The 2,453-nt window shown below is 55.3% G+C and carries 2 protein-coding genes; both read left to right on the top strand.

Annotated features, from left to right (window positions below; translation table 11 throughout):
* The coding region (locus AD670_RS31795) for a hypothetical protein (RefSeq protein ID WP_218187641.1) at positions 1–315 on the top strand (315 nt) is incomplete at its 5' end.
* A gap of 153 nt (positions 316–468) precedes the next feature.
* The coding region (locus tag AD670_RS29790) for a hypothetical protein (RefSeq protein ID WP_156338345.1) at positions 469–2,453 on the top strand (1,985 nt) is incomplete at its 3' end.

Here is a 2,453-nt window from a genome sequence, read left to right as displayed (position 1 = left end):
GGAAAACTTCAAGGGCCCGCAATTGCAATGAGCTACAGTACATATGATGCGACAAGCCACCAACGTACTCGAATAACCTTCAAGTTCCGCTACACCTATATAAAATTTGCAATTACTTGGCTGCACTTTCCAGCGCAAATATTTTTCTACAATCAATCAAAACAGTTAAATGTCATTAATTTGCCTGGGCAAAGACCACCGCCCGGGCAAGGTGAATGGATTGAATACACCGCGCCAGCGAATGAAACAATCACTCATATAGAAACCGACACTACGGACTTCTCGTTCCTGGATTTCTTCAGTTTCGGTGTGTAAGTCCACAACAACCAGTAAACACCCCAAAGGGTTACAGTCATGGCAACGACACCACTAAACACCACCCAGAACCTGCCGCCCCTGTGGATCCCCAACCTGTTCCCGCCCAGACCGGGTGACACTCAATTCGACGGCGGCCTTGGGGTTCGGCATGTGGAGCATGACCTGGAAGTGTGGTTAAAACGCCCCGACGGCGCGATACCTGGCACCTTTATCCGGCTGTTCTGGAACAGCACTACGCAAGCCTCGGCGTTCATGATCGTCGAAGACAAGCACAAAGACCTGGACTACTTCCCCATTGCCATGCCCGCCGCGCAGATCCGTCCGCAACGGGGCAGCCTGGTGTACTGCACGGTAAAACGCCCCGGCAGCAACGAACAGCGCACCACCCCCTTGAACCTGCTGATCAAGTTGACCCGCCCCGGGGATCGTGACCCCGACCCGGACAAGGAAGGCCATCAAGGATTCACCTTCAACCTGCCCGCCGATATTGAAGTGGATGGCGTAGACGACGAACGGGCCAGGGAGAACATCCTGATCGAAATCCAGCCCTATGAGCACATGGCACCGTTTGACACCTGCTCCCTGGCCTGGGGCTCGGAAATCGTCAAGTACGTGGTACAGCCGAGTGAGGTGGGAAGCTCGTTCTTTATCACCGTCGACTACCTGTCCATTCTCAGGGCCGGCGACAACGATCAGTTGCCGGTGGCCATGCAGGTGATGGACGCCGTGGGCAACTACCCGGACCATTTTGCCCAATGGTCAGCCCGCCAACGCGTACTGGTAACACTTAACCTCGATCTGCTGGATGCGCCTTATCTCGATGATTTCCCAGGTGATATTGACTTGGATGTATTGGGTGACCGGCACTTGCGCGTGTCGTTATATGCCGACACGCGCACGTTCGAGAGAGGTGATGAGCTGACGTTGATAATCGTGGGTCGCGACGCAGACGGGTTCCCCATCCCCCACACCGAGTTGGTCCCCGTCACCCTGGTAGGTCGCACGCTGCACTTTAACGTCCCCAACGAGATAGCCCGGGCCCTCGGCGACGGCTCGGTCACGGTGTCATACGCCCTGTACAAAACCAAAGACGAGATCACCCGCCGCTCGAAAAAACTGCAAGTGCGCGTGGTGGGCGAATACATTCCCTGGCCAGCGCCCAGGGTGCTGGAAGCCCGGGATGATGGCTATCTGGATCCCGACCTGTCTGAGGCCACCGTTGTCTTCCAAGCTCAACCAGGTTGGGCGCCGGAACACTGGCTCAGCGTGACCTGGACCGGCACCAACTCCGACGGCACGGTGAGCTTTACCCTGGAACGGGAAGTGGGGGTCATCCCTCCTGGCGGTGAAATGCGATTTACACTCAGTGCGCCCGATATCCGCAGCTTCGAGGGCCTGATGACCCGCATCACCTATGAACTGCGCGATCAGCAAACAGACCCCGAATACCGCCGCGAATCCTTGCCACTGTTCCTGCGGGTGGGCGATCTGGTCGTTGGGCTGGAAGAGCCAGAGATTCACCTCGCCCTCGGCGACTGGCTCAACCCGGTTGATGTGCCTGCTGGGGGAGCGACCGGCGAGATCCCGTTTATCGAAACCCAGGACGGTGACACGTTGACCCTCTATTGGCAGGGTGAAACCGAAGATCTCAGTGATAGCCAGGTGTTTAAGCTGAGCGCCAGCACAGCGGGCAAGGTAGTGCCCTTTACAATCAAACGAGCCTTGGTACTTGCCAACCGGGATAAGAAAGTCAGCGTGAGTTATTTGCTTGAACGCGCCGGGCAAGTACCTCGCCCCTCGAAAACCCTGCTGTTAACGATTGAAGAGCGGGAAGTTATTCTTTTCGAAAACTTTGACGGCATGGAAAACAGGCTGGTGGGACCTGGAGGATCGCTCGATATCAACAGCATGACGATCTCTCACCTTGGAGGTCGCAGTCAATGCGGGATCTACAACTATCATGTTCAGCAGCACTTCCCCGGAAAACTTCAAGGGCCCGCAATTGCAATGAGCTACAGTACATATGATGCGACAAGCCACCAACGTACTCGAATAACCTTCAAGTTCCGCTACACCTATATAAAATTTGCAATTACTTGGCTGCACTTTCCAGCGCAAATATTTTTCTACAATCA

Source organism: Pseudomonas sp. MIACH (assembly GCF_001269925.1).
Taxonomy (GTDB): domain Bacteria; phylum Pseudomonadota; class Gammaproteobacteria; order Pseudomonadales; family Pseudomonadaceae; genus Aquipseudomonas.
Note: the sequence above shows the minus strand (reverse complement) of the source record. Positions and strands in the feature narration are given on the sequence as shown.